Annotated in this window: 14 protein-coding genes; 8 read left to right on the top strand and 6 right to left on the bottom strand. The window is 65.0% G+C overall.

What is annotated here, in order from left to right; translation table 11 throughout:
• Positions 1-250 precede the first annotated feature (250 nt).
• Both hisN and ACFDR6_RS15865 read left to right on the top strand, forming a co-directional pair.
• Complete coding sequence (gene hisN / locus ACFDR6_RS15870; protein WP_212080003.1) at positions 251-1,033, top strand: histidinol-phosphatase; 783 nt, start codon at positions 251-253, stop codon at positions 1,031-1,033.
• An 18-nt stretch (positions 1,034-1,051) separates the two neighbouring features.
• On the top strand, positions 1,052-1,369 hold the full coding sequence (locus tag ACFDR6_RS15865) for a hypothetical protein (RefSeq protein WP_375858820.1): 318 nt from the start codon (positions 1,052-1,054) through the stop codon (positions 1,367-1,369).
• A 360-nt stretch (positions 1,370-1,729) separates the two neighbouring features.
• Here ACFDR6_RS15865 and ACFDR6_RS15860 read toward each other — a convergent pair whose 3' ends face one another.
• Positions 1,730-1,903, bottom strand: a complete 174-nt coding sequence (locus ACFDR6_RS15860; protein WP_212079998.1) for a hypothetical protein — start codon at positions 1,901-1,903, stop codon at positions 1,730-1,732.
• Positions 1,904-2,087: 184 nt separating this feature from the next.
• On the opposite strand from ACFDR6_RS15860, the gene ACFDR6_RS15855 reads away from it, so the two are divergent.
• Positions 2,088-2,270, top strand: coding sequence for a hypothetical protein (locus tag ACFDR6_RS15855; protein ID WP_375858819.1), 183 nt, complete (start codon positions 2,088-2,090; stop codon positions 2,268-2,270).
• Between the two features lie 44 nt (positions 2,271-2,314).
• On the opposite strand, the gene ACFDR6_RS15850 is transcribed toward ACFDR6_RS15855, so the two are convergent.
• On the bottom strand, positions 2,315-3,205 hold the full coding sequence (locus ACFDR6_RS15850; protein ID WP_212079996.1) for a LysR substrate-binding domain-containing protein: 891 nt from the start codon (positions 3,203-3,205) through the stop codon (positions 2,315-2,317).
• Between the two features lie 170 nt (positions 3,206-3,375).
• Between ACFDR6_RS15850 and ACFDR6_RS15845 the strand changes: the two genes are divergently transcribed.
• On the top strand, positions 3,376-4,128 hold the full coding sequence (locus ACFDR6_RS15845; RefSeq protein ID WP_375858818.1) for a sulfite exporter TauE/SafE family protein: 753 nt from the start codon (positions 3,376-3,378) through the stop codon (positions 4,126-4,128).
• 28 nt (positions 4,129-4,156) lie between these two features.
• Here the strand turns inward: ACFDR6_RS15845 and ACFDR6_RS15840 are convergent, their stop codons facing one another.
• Together ACFDR6_RS15840 and ACFDR6_RS15835 are read right to left on the bottom strand one after the other, a co-directional pair.
• The gene (locus ACFDR6_RS15840; protein WP_212079994.1) at positions 4,157-4,567 is read right to left on the bottom strand and encodes a GFA family protein; all 411 of its coding nucleotides are present in this window, start codon (positions 4,565-4,567) and stop codon (positions 4,157-4,159) included.
• 63 nt (positions 4,568-4,630) lie between these two features.
• Complete coding sequence (locus ACFDR6_RS15835) at positions 4,631-5,263, bottom strand: LysE family translocator (protein ID WP_317242251.1); 633 nt, start codon at positions 5,261-5,263, stop codon at positions 4,631-4,633.
• 222 nt (positions 5,264-5,485) lie between these two features.
• Here ACFDR6_RS15835 and ACFDR6_RS15830 point away from each other — a divergent pair, with 222 nt between their 5' ends.
• The gene (locus ACFDR6_RS15830) at positions 5,486-7,282 is read left to right on the top strand and encodes an adenylate/guanylate cyclase domain-containing protein (RefSeq protein WP_375858817.1); all 1,797 of its coding nucleotides are present in this window, start codon (positions 5,486-5,488) and stop codon (positions 7,280-7,282) included.
• A 194-nt stretch (positions 7,283-7,476) separates the two neighbouring features.
• Complete coding sequence (locus ACFDR6_RS15825; RefSeq protein ID WP_375858816.1) at positions 7,477-10,236, top strand: di-heme-cytochrome C peroxidase; 2,760 nt, start codon at positions 7,477-7,479, stop codon at positions 10,234-10,236.
• A 21-nt stretch (positions 10,237-10,257) separates the two neighbouring features.
• Here the strand turns inward: ACFDR6_RS15825 and ACFDR6_RS15820 are convergent, their stop codons facing one another.
• Complete coding sequence (locus ACFDR6_RS15820) at positions 10,258-11,205, bottom strand: alpha/beta fold hydrolase (RefSeq protein WP_375858815.1); 948 nt, start codon at positions 11,203-11,205, stop codon at positions 10,258-10,260.
• Between the two features lie 219 nt (positions 11,206-11,424).
• Here ACFDR6_RS15820 and ACFDR6_RS15815 point away from each other — a divergent pair, with 219 nt between their 5' ends.
• Positions 11,425-11,895, top strand: coding sequence for an Hsp20 family protein (locus ACFDR6_RS15815; RefSeq protein WP_212079985.1), 471 nt, complete (start codon positions 11,425-11,427; stop codon positions 11,893-11,895).
• Between the two features lie 148 nt (positions 11,896-12,043).
• Positions 12,044-12,814: an alpha/beta fold hydrolase gene (locus tag ACFDR6_RS15810; protein ID WP_375858814.1), complete on the top strand. Its 771-nt coding sequence runs from the start codon at positions 12,044-12,046 to the stop codon at positions 12,812-12,814.
• 124 nt (positions 12,815-12,938) lie between these two features.
• On the opposite strand, the gene ACFDR6_RS15805 is transcribed toward ACFDR6_RS15810, so the two are convergent.
• Positions 12,939-13,712, bottom strand: a complete 774-nt coding sequence (locus ACFDR6_RS15805) for a hypothetical protein (RefSeq protein WP_375858813.1) — start codon at positions 13,710-13,712, stop codon at positions 12,939-12,941.
• Between the last annotated feature and the right edge of the window lie 17 nt (positions 13,713-13,729).

Below are 13,729 nucleotides of genomic sequence, written 5' to 3'. Positions count from 1 at the left end.
AACCCAGATTCAGTTTCTTTGATAAGGAAATTCAATGAGTTGATAGATGTTTGCATACGAACAAGGCATAGTCGGAACTAAGTTTTCAACGTCGTGATCGATATTTGGCCAAGAGATGCCTGAGATATGGCAGCCGGTCGCGGTATTCAAAATACCAGGGAGCAAACCAAGACAGCGCTGCAAGATCCTGCCGAATTGGGCTAGGCAGGAGGCGAGCTTCGTCCAACTTTCGCTTTCGAGGATTCGGCCTGTGACGGTGATCGACTTCTCCGCCTTCATCGGACGGCTTGCCACCGCCTCCGGCGAAACCATCCTGCCGTTCTTCCGCACCTCGCTGTCGATCGACGACAAAAGCAAGACCAGGGATTTCGATCCCGTGACGGAGGCCGACCGCGCTGCGGAGGCGGTGATGCGGCGGCTGATCAAGGCCAACTTCCCCCAGCACGGTATCGTCGGGGAGGAATTCGGCAACGAGCGCGAGGACGCCGACTATGTCTGGGTGCTCGACCCCATCGACGGCACCAAATCCTTCATCGGCGGGTTTCCGATCTGGGGCACGCTGATCGCACTGCTGCACAAGGGCGCGCCGGTGTTCGGCATGATGCACCAGCCCTTCATCGGGGAGCGCTTCTCCGGCGACAACGGCTCGGCCAATTACAAGGGGCCCTCCGGCGAGCGCCGGCTCCAGGTCCGCCGCTGCGCCAGGCTTTCGGAAGCCACGACCTACACCACCAGCCCCCTGCTGATGAACGAGCGCGACCGCGCCATCTTCGGCCGCATCGAGCAGGACGCGCGGCTGTCGCGCTATGGCGGCGACTGCTACTCCTATTGCATGCTGGCCGCAGGTCACGTCGACCTCGTGGTCGAGACCGAGCTGAAGCCTTACGACATCGCGGCGCTGATCCCGATCGTGACCGGCGCCGGCGGCGTCGTCACCACCTGGGAGGGCAAGCCGGCCCAGGGCGGCGGCCGTATCATCGCGGCCGGCGACGCCAGGGTCCACGAAGAAGCACTGAAGCTGCTCAATCAATGACAATCGCGAGCGGGCGGCTTGCATGACGATCTCACGCAGGCTGCTTCGCTCGAGCACAAGCCGCAGCACGCCACGGCCGCCGGATGCCGAGGTAAACGACGGGAAATTTCTCAGGTCGGGAGCCTGTTCGGGCATCCTGCTTCCGATCGCAACGTCGCAGAAGGCGGATCGGGCCGTCTGGTCGAACATAGTCACGACCAGACCGTGTTCGAGGACGAATTGAACATCAAGCCTTGCGCTGCCGACCCCGAACCGCACGATGACGCGGATCTCGACGGGGGGCCGGACAAGCCGGCGTCCCGATCATCCGTCAGCACCCTTTGCAGATGCTCTTGATCTTCCGATCAGCCTCTGAGCTCCCCGAAGTCTCCGAGCGGATCTGGTCATCGCCTTGCAGCGAGGGACCCGGCGTGACCGTCCCGTCGATCCGACCGACGTTGGCGCCACCCGCCGGATTGCCGGGCCGGCCAACTGTCGTGGACCCTCGCGGGCCGGCGCCACCGCCCGATTGGGCCGTTCCGGCGGCGTTGGTTCCGGGAGCCGTCGTCGTCCCCGACGAGGTGCCGGCACTGCCCGCACCTCCACCCGAGCCTCCGCCGCCCTGTGCTGTCGCTTGACTGACGGGCGCGCTTGCCAGGGCGGCGACCAGCACGAGAACGATCATCGAACCCGCATTGCACCTATTCCAGTCGGCCATCATCGATCCTGCCGATGGCCCTGATTGGTGGTGTTCTGCTTGATGTTACCGTGATGGCCCTGGGTGTCGAAATTCTCACGGCCGGGGACCTTCTCTTCGACCTCAACCGCTGGATCTGAACCGGGGCCTTTGTTGCTGCGCTGCTCTGCAGGTACGGGCGGCATCTTCGACATGGCTTGCTCCCTGGCTCGGTTTTGCCAAAGAGGAGCAATGACATGCGGCTGGGACTGTTCCTGGACCGATCGCCGCAGTGGCAGGTGAATGAGAGCGCGCGACGGAACGACCCATTTTGACCCGGGTTGGTCAGCATGCCCAGCGCGCCGCGCAACACATCCTGCAGTTCCGAAAGGTGAACATATGCCGAAGGCAGTTGAAAACGATCCGAGAGAGACGCCGCTCGACGATCCACGACAGCAGAACGACTTGCCGAGTCACCGGCAGACCGACAAGCCCTGGCAGGGCAATCCGGAGAAAGACCAGATCGATCCGAAGCGGCCACCGATCGACCTGGAGAAATGGCACAAATCGAACACGCACTAGCCGCGGTCCGTCAGGACGCGGCTCCTCGATCGCAATGGCACTGCTCACACCTTCGCCGCCCGCAGATGCTCCACCAGCATCTTGGCGGGCCGCGGCAGCGCCTTGAAGCTGCGGGCGCAGATGACGAGCTTTCGGTTGGCGAAGGCGTCGCGTAGCCGGACCATGGCGAGCGGCATCGTCTTGGCGCAGCGGCGGGCGGCGGCTTCGGGCACGAGGGCAACGCCGACGTCGGCAGCGACCATCTGGCAGATCGCGTCGAAATCGCGCAGGCGCGCCCGGAAATGCGGACGCATGCCGAGCCGGGCCGCGTGCTTGGCGATGTGCATCTGAAGCGCGGTGGCACTGGTCAGGCCGACGAAGTCGCAGGCTCCCGCCTCCTGAAAGTCAATCTGGCGGCGGCCGGCGAACGGGCCGCGACGTGAGGTCACCAGCGTCAGACGATCCTCACTGAACGCGAAACGCTCGATGTGTTCGGGCAGCGCGTGCTCTGCGGCAAAGCCCAGATCGGCCGCACCGCCGGTGATCGCCGCCGCGATGTCGGTGCTCTCGCGCTCCTCAATGTCGATGGCGACGTCGCGATGCTCGCGCAGGAAGCCGGCCAGTGCTTTCGGCAGATGCTCCGACAGGCCCGACGTGTTGGCGAGGAAATGCACGCTGGCGCGGACGCCGCTGGCAAAGCCGGCAAGATCGCCGCGCATGGCGTCGATCTGATGGATCACGAGCCGGGCATGATCGAGCAGGCTCTCGCCGGCCGCGGTCAACTCGACGCCGCGCCGCCCGCGCTTGAGCAGCGTGACGCCGAGCGCATCCTCCAGACCCTTGATGCGCGCGCTGGCCGAGGCCAGCGCCAGGTTCGACCGCTCCGCGCCGCGGGTGATGCTGCGCTGGTCGGCCACGGCGATGAAGAGCTGGAGGTCGACGAGGTCGAAGCGCATGGCAGATCTGTGCTTTCATTGGCGGAGCATGATCTTCTCGGAAAACGCTGCGCACCTTGCGCTAACGCGGCCCTTCGTGTCCGGATCATGTCCTAGTCTTCGTGCCAACCGAAGGCACTCTCCGTAAGCTCCAGATTGTGCCGTCGCGCAGCTTCGGTCAATGTGCAGGAATGATCGACCCGCTGCTCATCCTCATCGCCGCCGTCTTCCTGCTTGCGGGATTCGTCAAGGGCGTGGTCGGGCTCGGCCTGCCCACGGTGTCCATGGGACTGCTCGCGGTGAGCATGGCCCCGAGCCGCGCGATCGCCATCGTGATCGTGCCGGCCATTATCACCAACATCTGGCAGACTTTCGTTGGCCCGTATTTGCGCGACATCCTGAGGCGGCTGTGGCCACTGATGATCGGCACCGTGGTCGGATGCTGGCTCAATGCCGGGGCGCTGACCGGCCCCCATGCGCGCTACGGCACGATCGTGCTCGGCGCCCTGCTGATCGTCTATGCCGTGATCGGTCTGAACAAGTTCCAGTTTCGCGTCGCTCCGCAGAACGAGAAATGGGTCGGCGGCGTGGTCGGTGTCGTCACCGGCGTGATCTCGGCCTCAACCGGGGTGCAGGTGATTCCCTCGATGCCGTTCATGCAGGCGATCGGCATGGAGAAGGACGAGCTAGTGCAGGCGCTCGGCGTGTTCTTCACGACCGCGACGTTGGCGCTCGCCTTCAACCTGACCGCCGTCGGATTGATGACGCCGACGAATATCGTTCCGGGCACCGTCGGGCTGGCCATGGCCTTTGCCGGCATGTACGTCGGCCAGTCGGTGCGGGCACGGATGCCGGCGGAAGCGTTTCGCCGCTGGTTCCTGATCGCGATGATTTTGCTCGGCCTTTATCTTGCCGGCAGCGCGCTGCTGAAGGAATTCGGCTAGGTCAGGCCCTGCCTGGTCACCAGGAAGCCTACGCTTTCGGCTCAAAGCCCGGCACCCATTTTTCGAATCGAGGCAGATCGTCCTCGATCTCCCACCACGACGCCCGCGACGAGGTGAAGACGTGCATGCGAGGCCTGACTTGCGGATCGTCGTCGAGCAGGCCGGCGGGAATGCTGACGGTCGGAAGATAACTCGCCTTGCCCGGCGTCAGGCAACCGCAGGTCTTGCAGCGATAGCGGAAGCTCCCCGGCGCGGATTCGTAAGCCACCGTCGCGTCCTCGCCCGTCACGAAGCGAAATTTGTCGGCATCGACATGGGCGTAGGTCGCGAAGGCCGCACCGGTCAGCTTGCGGCAATTGGCGCAGTGGCAGTGCGTCAGCGCGCGCACCTGATCAATCTCGAAACGCACGGCGCCGCACAGACAGCTTCCTCGAACCATTCAAACCTCCCCGCACGACCTCTTTCGGGTCGATCGCGTCCGTATCCTCATTCGTTCGAATGCTTAGCGGCTCTCCAGCATGGCAACGCGGATGCCGAGATAGATGAAGAGGCCGCCGAGCGCACGGTTGACCCAGGCGATCGCGCCCTCGGAACTCCGCAGGCTGTGGGCGGCCCTGGCCGCGAACGCCGCCAGGATCAGGCACCACAGCGTACCCGTCGAGATGAAGATCAGGCCGAGCGTCAGGAAGGCCAGCGGCTTCTGCGGTGAATCGGCTGCGACGAATTGCGGCAGGAAGGCGAGGAAGAACAGCGCGACCTTGGGATTGAGCGCATTGGTGAAAACGCCCTGGAGGAAGACCCGCCGCAGCGAGCTTTGCACCGGCTCGTCGATGCTTGAAGCCAGCGCCGGGCGCGACCACAGCATTTGAAGCCCCGTCACGACGAGATAGGCCGCACCGACGAGCTTGAGGATCGAGAACGCCGTCGATGAGGCCATCAGCAGCGCCGAAAGGCCGATCGCCGCGGCCGCGACATGGACAAAGCAGCCGCAGCTGATGCCGAGCGCCGCAGCGGCGCCGCCCCGCCAGCCCATCTGCATGCTGCGGCCGATGACGTAGACGGAATCAGGCCCCGGCGTGATGTTGAGCAGCACCCCCGACAGGATGAAGAGCCAGATTTCGTGAATGCCCAGCATGCGAGGTGTCCCTGCCGCCGTCCGGGCGGTCGCCATTCCGCTTAGTCGGTTCGTCGGTCCCCGTCCACCGCCGGGATCGCGTAGGATTTACCTCGAATTTGCAACGCGGATCACACTTCCGCTCGGCCGCATCTGCTTTATAAAGGCAGGGTTCTTGAAATGCGGGATTCGAGGCGACTGCCATGCCGTGGCCGGTCCGCCCTCCCTTGGAGCTCCGAGGATATGGAAAGACGTCTGGCCGCCATCGTCTGCGCCGATGTCGCCGGCTATTCGCGCATGATGGGCAGCGACGAAGCCGGCACCCATGCCGCCTTCAAGGCTCATCGCAGCGCGATCCACCCCATCATCCTCAATCACGGCGGCCGCGTCGTCAAAAACACCGGCGACGGCTTCCTGCTCGAGTTCCCCTCGATCGTCGGTGCCACCGAGGCCGCGATCGCGATGCAGACCCTGATGGCGGAGCGTAACCACCATCTGCCGGCCGACCGCGCCATGCAGTTCCGGCTCGGCATCCACATGGGCGACGTCATTGCCGACGAGGACGAGGTGTTCGGTGACGATGTCAACATTGCCGTCCGCCTGGAATCGGTCGCGAGTCCCGGCGGCTTCGCCATCTCGGCCAAGGCCTATCGCGAGGCGAGCAAGCATCTCACCGCGCTGCTGACCGATGCCGGCAACCATCGCTTCAAGAACATCAAGGATGCGGTCGGGGTCTGGACCTGGACGCCCGAGGGCGCGCCGGCTCTCGCCCCCGAGCCGAGGGAGGCATCCGCCCTCTCGCAACAGTACCGCACCGCGATCGTCGGCGTGCTGCCCTTCGCCAATCTCAGCGACGCCCAGGACGAATATTTCTCCGACGGCCTGACCGAGGACCTGATCCACGCGCTGTCGCTGCAATCCTTCTATCGCGTGCTGAGCCGCAACTCGACCTTCGCCTTCAAGGGCAAGAACACCAGCACGCGCCTGATCGCGCGCGAGATCGACGCCACCTATCTGATCCAAGGCTCGGTGCGGCGCGCAGGCGCCAAGATCCGCGTCACCGCCGAGCTGATCGCGCCGGAGACCGGCGAGCAGCTCTGGACCGGCCGCTACGACCGCGACATCGGCGACTTGTTCGCGATGCAGGACGAGATCACCACCAGCCTGTCCGCCGCCATCGCCACCGAGATCGTCCGGGCCGAGGCCTCCGCGCCGGCGCGCCTCAGCACCGACGTGACCGCCTGGGACCGCTTCCTCAAGGGCCTGTCGCATTACTACCGGCAGACCAAGGAAGACCTGGCCACCGCCGTCGACCTCTTCCGCGAGGCTATCCGGCTCGATCCCAAACTGTCGATCGCGCACGCCTATCTCGGCACGATCCAGATCCAGAGCATCCAATTCGGCTGGGTCAAGGGCACGCGGGAGATGTGGGCCGAGGCGATGAGCCTCGCCGAGACCAGCGTCCGGCTCGACCCGCGCTCCTCCTTCGCGTTCTCGATCCTGTCCTGGGCCCATGCGATGGAGGGCCATTACGAGGCCGCGATGGACGCCGCCAAGCGCGCGGTCGCGCTCAACCCCTACGACAACGGCGCGCGCGGCGTGCTCGGCATCTGCCATTTCGTCATCGGCGAGCATCGCGAGGCGATCGAGCTGTTTTCAATGGCTTCACAACGTGACAACAGCGACCCGCGCTACCAATGGGCGGCGCTGAACGCCTTCAGTCACTACCTGTTGCGCCAATATGACGCGACCCTGTCATGGGCTCGCGAGCAGCTCTACATCAACCCGAACCACATGCAGGCGCTGGCGATCCGCGCCGCGGCATTGGCCCAGATGGGACGGAGCGACGAAGCGAGCGAGGCCGTCGGCGTGCTGATGGCGAACTATCCAACCCTGAATGTCGAAAGACACTTGCGTAACTTCCACTGGAAGCGGCCTGAGGACATCGCCCATTACCGCGAGGGGCTGCTCAAGGCCGGCGTGCCGCTCGGCAAGCTGACCCTGGTGCAGAGCGGCGTCAAACGCGCCGCCGAGTCCTGAACGGCGGCCGCGGCTCTCGGCAATCGTGGTCCGATCCCTTGGCGATCCGGACCAGCTTTTATTGACACGACAGTGAATTCGGCCACACTTCGCTGCACGCTGAAGTAGTATAACCTGCTGTCGGTTTGTTAGGACTTTCCGCGCTCTAACAGCGCGCCTGCGTATTTCGATTCGCTGTTTTCAGGATTTGGGCCATGCATCATCCCACTTCGAAGCCGCCCTTCGATCCCTCGATCCCGGTCTCCCCGAATAATCCCTGCCCGTTCCTGCGCGGTCTCGTCGGCGAAGGTTTCGTCGACGGCGGGACTGTTCCGCTCAACACGCTGTCGCAGACCATCGCGAATGCGACTGGCGAGACCGGGCTGAAGAAGGTCTCGGCCCGCATCCAGGTCCGCGGCGTTGCGCTGATCGCCAACGGCATCAAGCACATCCTGAAGAGCATCTGGTCGGGGGCGCAACTCGACGCGCTGCGCGGCGGCCCGCTCGACAAGCGCGGCGCCGGCTCGCGCATCCTCGGCGTCGACGGCAAGGTCAACGAGGGCGAGATCGCGCGGCTCGCAAGCTTCGGCCGGACCTACACCGACCCCAACACCGGCAGCAGCGAACCCGGCCTCAACGCCGCGGAAATCAAGACCTTCATGCAGGATAACATCAAGCGCGCCGGCAGCGCCGCGCGCTGGTACTACCCGCTGCTGATGAAGTTCGAATGGCCGATCCTTCTGAAGATCATCGGCAAGGGCAAGCCGGGCGAGGAGCGTTATCTCAGCGTGGCCGACGTGCGCACGCTGTTCGAACAGCGCCAGCTGCCCGATCGCATCAACCAGCGGATATTGTCGCAGCCGTTGCTGTCGAATTGTCAGCTCCGCTTTCGCTGGGCGGTCGCGCTGACAGCGTTCGTCATCGGCCTTGGCCTCGTCGCCCTGGTGGCCGTCGCCGAATTCCCCAACCAGGTCCGCGCCATGCTGCCCCAGAAGGGCATCCTGGTGAATCTTCTGCCGCCGCCCTTACCTGCGGTTCCGGAGACCAAGGCCGCCTTCTGGCTCGAGCAGAACTGGTCGCTGAAGGACCGGCACTGGTTCCACCATGCCAGCCAGGGCACCGCGACCTTCCCGGTGCCCTATGAATGGTTCGTGGCGCTGGAGCAGCCGCGGCTTCATCTGTTCTCGAAGCCGGGCTTGATCAAGGACAGCGCCTATCTCGAAAGCTTCGGCTTCATCCCGAGCCCGCAGTCAATCCACACCGACACGACGACACTGCGCCGCTTCGGTTACGCCAATGTCTATGAGACGACGCAGGTGCCGGATTGGTCGACCAGATGGACGCCGGCGGAGAACGTCGACGGCCTGCCGGTCGGCTTCGCGCGGATGACCGGCGTCGTCGATCCCGCGACCGGCCGACGCGAGGACGACATGATCGGGCTGACCTGCGCGGCCTGCCACACCGGCCAAATCCACTACCAGGGCGTGGATGTTCGCTTCGACGGCGGCCCGGCCATGACCGACCTGAAGAAGCTGGAACTCTCCACCGGCCTCTCGATCGCCTACACGCTGTACGTCCCGTTCCGCTTCCAGCGCTTTGCCGACCGCGTGCTCGGCCCCGACGCCAGCAAGACGGATCGCGCCGCACTCAAGCAGAAGCTCAGCGCGATCGGCTCGTTCCTGATCGACTGGGCGCAAACCCAGCAGAAGACGATTGAAGGCAAGAAGACCTGGAACGGCCGGCAGCAGCAGGACACGGAGGAAGGGTTCGGCCGCCTTGACGCGCTCAACCGCATCGGCAACCAGGTCTTCTCGCAGGATCTCGCGCTGAGCGGGGTCAAGGGCTTCGAGAAGAACCTGCACGCCCAGGACGCGCCGGTCAGCTATCCCGCGATCTGGACGGTGCCGTGGCTCAAGTTCGCGCAATACGACGCCTCGATCGAGCAGCCGCTGATTCGCAACGCGGGCGAAGCGCTCGGCGTCACCGCGCTGCTCAACCTGTCCGACGCCTATCCGGCGGATCGGCTGTGGCGCTCCTCGGTCAACGTAAGGACACTCGGCTGGATCGAGGACATGCTCAGGGGACCTGATCCGTTCAAGTCGGCCGACCCGAAGTTCGGCGGCCTGCTGGCGCCGAAATGGCCCTCGCAGATCCTCGGCGACGCCTGGAGGATCGATCAGAGGAAAGTCGAGAATGGCCGCAAGATCTACGCCGAGATGTGCTCCGGATGTCATTTGCCTGATATCAACACCCCGGCGTTCTGGTCCTCGTCGCATTGGGAGCAGAGCGGCGACAGCAAGGTGCTGAACGCCGTCACGATTCCGCTCAAGGAAATCAACACGGATCCCGAGCAGTCGCTTGTCTTGAGCAACAGGATCGTCGATGTGCCGAGCTTCCTGAAGGTGAATACGGCCGACCTCCAGACCTGGTGGCAATGCGAGGTCCCAACGGCGAGCAAAAGGCCCAACGAGATGGTCTATGCGCTAGGCCTCATGACGGTGGTCGACCTGGCCGTCCGCAAATGGATGGACGACGAGAATATCCCGGAGGCGGAGCGGGGGAAGATTTGGAATCTGGCGCGCAAGAACTGTCTCAATCCAGCCCCTGATCCGCGCTATCGCGCGCGGCCGCTGAACGGCATCTGGGCCACCGCGCCCTACCTGCACAACGGCTCGGTGCCTTCGCTGTACTGGCTGCTGAAGCCGGCAAGCGAGCGCCCGCAGAAATTCTGCATGGGGCGCCGCGACTATGATCCCGTGACCGTCGGCTTTGCCGTCAGCGCGGACGAAAAGTGCAAGACGGGCGAAACGCTGTTCTCCGCGGGGTCGGAGCAGGATCCGATCCAGGGCAACAGCGTGCTCGGCCATTCCTTCGAGCGCAAGGACGGCGAGCCGAAACGCCCCGGCGTGATCGGCCGCATGTTCAAGGACGATGCCGAGCGCTACGATTTGATCGAGTATCTGAAGACGTTGTAGCGCGATCTCGCGCTCAATTCCTCACTTGAACAGCGGCGTGCCCGGCACGAAGGCGTCGAAGGCGGCCCAGAACTGGGAGCGGTAGCGATCCTGCTCCTGGAGGATCTCGTGCTTGGCGCCTGCGATCACGAGATGGGAGCCGGCGCGCAAGTGATAGGCAAATTCCTCGATCGCCGCAGTGGAGACCACGGCGTCATTGGAGGCCGCCAGCATCAGGATCGGCTGGCGGATCTGCGTGGGATAGTTCACGCGCTTGAAGGTGTGCATCGCGCGGAAGGCGGTATCGGCCCAGGCCACGGTCGGTGACGCCAGCCCGAGCGTCGGGTCCTCCTCCAGGATCGCGGCATTGCGTGCATAGCGCACGGGATCGCTGGTCACGGGATTGTTGATGAAGGGATCGAGTCCGGTGAGGCGGTCGCTGCCGCCGGGGACGTAACGGCCGCCCTGCCCGAGCAGGCGCATCGTCTTGAGGAGCGCACGCACCGGAAGCGAGGTGGTGCGGCCGGGCAGGTCGATCATCGGTGCCGACAGCACCATGCGGTCGAACCAGCGCTTGCCGGCATGCGCCACCCGCAGCATCACCGTGCCGCCCATGGAGTGGGCCAACGCGAAGAACGGCGGCGGGCAATCCGGCAGCACCACCTGCTGCACGAAGGCCTCGACGTCGACCTCGAAATCGGAGAAATCGCGCACATAGCCCTTGCGCGGGTCGCGCAGGCGGCGCGAGGAGTGGCCCTGCCCGCGCCAGTCGATCATCGCCACCGCAAAGCCGCGATCGCGCAGGTCGCGCACGGTCTCGAAATATTTCTCGATCTGCTCGCTGCGCCCGGTGAAGACGCAGACGGTGCCCTTGCGGCCCGCCGGCGGCGCCCAGCGGGCAAAGCGAAGCTCGACACCATCGGGCGTCTTGATGGTGCCGCTGACGACGTTTTCGGGAACGGGATTGGACGGGATCGAGACCAGCGTCATGATTGGAGGTGCTTGGGCGCGAAGTGCTGCGAATCAAGGGGCCAAAGCGCCGAAAAGGTGCAAATGCCGCCCTCTTGAACGCCGTCTCGTTCCACCCATATCACCTTCGTGCAGGCCGCTACCAGTGTTTCGGAACCGGAACATCAGGCTGCACACAGGCTAAAGCCCGGCCCGATTGGCGGGCGGGTTACCAACAGTCGCTCAATGGAGGACTTGACCATGCGTAGCTACGATCTCACCCCGTTCTATCGTTCCACCGTCGGCTTCGACCGCCTCTTCAGCCTGCTCGACCAGGCCGGTTCGGACGGCAGCCCCGGTTATCCCCCCTACAACATCGAGCGTACCGGCGAGAACGCCTACCGCATCACCGTTGCGGTCTCGGGCTTCGCCAGGGACGAGCTCTCCATCGTCGCGAAGGAAAACACGCTGACGATCAAGGGCGAGAAGGTCGCCAACGAGAACAGCAAGAACGAAGTGATCTACCGCGGCATCGCCGCGCGTGCCTTCGAGCGCGCCTTCCAGCTCGCCGACTTCGTGCAGGTGAAGGACGCCTCGCTCGAGAACGGCCTGCTTCACGTCGATCTCGTCCGCGAGATTCCCGAGGCGAAGAAACCGCGCCAGATCGCGATCAACACCGGCACGCCAAAGGCGCAGGTGATCGAGAACTCGGCCGCGCAAGCCGCCGCGTAAACCGCGCACGCCACCCCCAGGTTACGAAAACGCCCCGGTGCCCCGGGGCGTTTTTTGCGCCGCATCACAGAGCGGTGAACGCGCGTAACGCCGCGGCCTCGCGCGCCGTCTTTTGGGCATCGAACCCGAAACAAGACGGAGAACGATCATGACACTCTGGCGCAGCCTTTTCGTCGCCGCGGGCCTGCTCACGGCCCCCCTTAGCCTTGCTCAGGCCCAGACACCGCAGACCGTGAAGGCGACCAACGTCGTGCTGGTGCACGGCGCCTGGGCCGATGGCTCGAGCTGGTCGGAGGTGATCCCGATCCTCCAGGCCGCGGGCCTGCATGTGACGGCCGTGCAGAATCCGCTGTCGTCGCTGGCGGACTCCGTCGATGCAACCAAGCGCGCGCTGGCCGAGCAGGACGGGCCGACCGTGCTGGTCGCGCATTCCTGGGGCGGCACCGTGATCAGCCAGGTCGGCACCGACCCGAAGGTGACCGGGCTGGTCTATGTCGCCGCCCGCGCTCCGGATGCGAACGAGGATTTCGTCGCCCTGTCGAAGCAGTTTCCGACCGGCCCGGTACGCGCCGGCATCGTCGAGCGAGACGGTTACACCAAGCTCTCGGAGGACGCCTTTCTGAAGTACTTTGCCAATGGCGTGAAGCCTGAGCAGGCCAAGGAGCTGTACGCCGTGCAATGGCCGACCGCGGCCTCGATCTTCGCCGGCCGCACCACGGAAGCGGCGTGGCGTTCGAAGCCGAGCTGGTATGCGGTGTCGAAGAGCGACTACACGATCAATCCGGATCTCGAACGCTTCCTCGCGAAGCGCATGAACGCCACCACGGTCGAACTCGATGCCGGCCACCTCTCGCTGGTCTCGCATCCGAAGGAGGTGGCGAACCTGATCCTGGAAGCGGCGGGGTATCCGCGGAGCTGAGGCGATCGCCTCAATGCAAAAGGCGCCCGAACATTTCAGGCGCCTTTTGTTTGCCAGCCTCTATCCCCGAACGCAGGGACGACACCAAGGATGGAGCAAGCGCTGTCGCGGCAAACTCGCAGCGCTAATCCAGCCCCTGCGCGGCCGGCATGTCCTGCGTCGGCAGGATCGACGGTGCCGGCTTGGCCTGTCCGACCGTCGATGCCACGGCTTGCGGTGCAGCCTCCACCGGCTTCGCCTGTGCGGTGGCAGTCTGCTGCACCGGTTGAGCCTGCGGCGCTTGAGCCTGCTGCGCCACCGGTTCAGCTGGCTTGGCGGCGGCGACCGGCGTCTCAGCGCGCCGCGGCGCAGCCTTGGGCAGCGGCACGGTCCGGCTCGCCACATGCGGGATCGCGGCCGGCGGCCGCGGCGGGCCACTGCGAACCATGGTCGGCGGCGGCAGCGCGCTTTGCGGGCCGTAGGGCGCGACCGCACGCTCGTCATAGCCGGGCGCCATGCCATAGGCGTCAGCGGCCGGCACGAAACGGATGATCCGCCCGTCGCGGGCGTCGATCACGAGCCGGCCGTCGTCGCCGCGGCGGTCGATCACCGCGATGGTGTAGACGCTGCCGCGCAGGCGCGGGATGCCGAGCGGCGAGAAGCCGTTTTCCCGCAACACTGCATACACCTCCGTAGACGGCAGCAACTCCGGGGCCGGACCGCGCTCCTCGTAGCCATACCCGTAGCCGTAACGCGGCGGCGGTGGCGGTGCGACCTCGGGCGGCCCGTAAGGTCCGTCGAAATCGGACACGGGTATCACTGCCCCTCGCCCAATACCGCTCGCCGGAACCTGCGCCTGAGCAGTGGTTACAGCCAGCACCAGCGTGGCAGCAGCCACACATCCTGTGAAAAACTTCATGGTCGACACGCTCCTGT

Source organism: Bradyrhizobium tunisiense, from assembly GCF_042263385.1.
Lineage (GTDB): Bacteria > Pseudomonadota > Alphaproteobacteria > Rhizobiales > Xanthobacteraceae > Bradyrhizobium > Bradyrhizobium tunisiense.
This window is presented reverse-complemented; position numbering and strand designations above follow the sequence as displayed.

Excerpts from the sequence above, each read along its gene's own strand:
- ACFDR6_RS15850 (WP_212079996.1), bottom strand. The coding sequence starts at position 3,205 with ATGCGCTTCGACCTCGTCGACCTCCAGCTCTTCATCGCCGTGGCCGAC.
- ACFDR6_RS15845 (WP_375858818.1), top strand. The coding sequence starts at position 3,376 with ATGATCGACCCGCTGCTCATCCTCATCGCCGCCGTCTTCCTGCTTGCG.
- ACFDR6_RS15860 (WP_212079998.1), bottom strand. The coding sequence starts at position 1,903 with ATGTCGAAGATGCCGCCCGTACCTGCAGAGCAGCGCAGCAACAAAGGC.
- ACFDR6_RS15815 (WP_212079985.1), top strand. The coding sequence starts at position 11,425 with ATGCGTAGCTACGATCTCACCCCGTTCTATCGTTCCACCGTCGGCTTC.
- ACFDR6_RS15805 (WP_375858813.1), bottom strand. The coding sequence starts at position 13,712 with ATGAAGTTTTTCACAGGATGTGTGGCTGCTGCCACGCTGGTGCTGGCT.
- ACFDR6_RS15855 (WP_375858819.1), top strand. The coding sequence starts at position 2,088 with ATGCCGAAGGCAGTTGAAAACGATCCGAGAGAGACGCCGCTCGACGAT.
- ACFDR6_RS15830 (WP_375858817.1), top strand. The coding sequence starts at position 5,486 with ATGGAAAGACGTCTGGCCGCCATCGTCTGCGCCGATGTCGCCGGCTAT.
- ACFDR6_RS15835 (WP_317242251.1), bottom strand. The coding sequence starts at position 5,263 with ATGCTGGGCATTCACGAAATCTGGCTCTTCATCCTGTCGGGGGTGCTG.
- ACFDR6_RS15825 (WP_375858816.1), top strand. The coding sequence starts at position 7,477 with ATGCATCATCCCACTTCGAAGCCGCCCTTCGATCCCTCGATCCCGGTC.
- ACFDR6_RS15840 (WP_212079994.1), bottom strand. The coding sequence starts at position 4,567 with ATGGTTCGAGGAAGCTGTCTGTGCGGCGCCGTGCGTTTCGAGATTGAT.
- ACFDR6_RS15810 (WP_375858814.1), top strand. The coding sequence starts at position 12,044 with ATGACACTCTGGCGCAGCCTTTTCGTCGCCGCGGGCCTGCTCACGGCC.
- ACFDR6_RS15820 (WP_375858815.1), bottom strand. The coding sequence starts at position 11,205 with ATGACGCTGGTCTCGATCCCGTCCAATCCCGTTCCCGAAAACGTCGTC.